This is a genomic window from Sinomonas humi (genome assembly GCF_000802235.1).
GTDB classification, from domain to species: Bacteria; Actinomycetota; Actinomycetes; order Actinomycetales; family Micrococcaceae; genus Sinomonas; species Sinomonas humi.
Map to the genome: position 1 here is coordinate 1 of NZ_JTDL01000025.1, position 910 is coordinate 910.

The 910-nt window shown below is 66.2% G+C and carries 1 protein-coding gene; it reads left to right on the forward strand.

Annotated features, from left to right (window positions below):
* A partial coding sequence (locus tag LK10_RS01595; protein WP_043119628.1) for a pyridoxal phosphate-dependent aminotransferase occupies window positions 1–910 on the forward strand: 910 nt, incomplete at both ends.

A 910-nucleotide genomic window follows, 5' to 3' on the forward strand; every position in this document is an offset into this window, starting at 1 on the left:
GGCTCGAACGGCTGGGCACTGAAACTGCCTTCAGCGTCGCCCAAGCCGCGGCGGCGTGGAAGGCTCAGGGGAACCGGGTGTACCCCTTCCACCTCGGGGACATCAACATCCCGACGGCCCCGCACATCATCGAGGCCATGAACCGGGCGATCGCGGATGGGTACACGGGCTACTGCCCGGGCCCGGGGATCCCGCAGCTGCGCGAAGCCCTCGCGGACGACCTCGGATCGCGTCGTGGCATCGAATTCTCTCCGGACAACGTCGTCGTGATGACGGGCGGCAAGCCGGTCATCACCAAGTTCCTGCAAGCTGTCATGAACCCCGGCCAGGAGGTGCTCTACCCGAATCCCGGCTTCCCGATCTACGAATCGCAGATCGAGTACCTCGGCGGAACGGCAGTGCCGTACCGCTACCTGCCCACGAGCGAGGGCTTCGCCATCGATCTCGACCAGGTGCGCGCGTCAATCACCCCGAACACGGTCGCGATCATCTACAACGACCTGCAGAACCCGATCTCGGCCGAGTCGACGGCGGCCGAGCGCGAGGCGATCGCTCAGCTCGCGCTGGAGCACGATCTCTGGGTGCTCTCGGACGAGGCCTACTTCGAGACGCGCTACGAGGGTGTCTCGAGCTCGATCGCATCGCTCCCCGGCATGGCGGAGCGCACGGTCATCCTCTACACGTTCAGCAAGAAGTTCGCGATGACCGGCTCCCGCCTCGGCTGCGCGGTCGCCCCGCCCGAAATCGCCAAAGTGCTCAGCACGCTCAACACCAATGACGAGTCGTGCACGACCCACTACGTGCAGTGGGGCGGCATCGAAGCACTCCGCGGCCCCCAGGAACCCGTGCAGCAGATGCTGGACGTACTGCGCGAGCGCCGGGATGCCGCCTGCGGACTCCTGAACGCGAT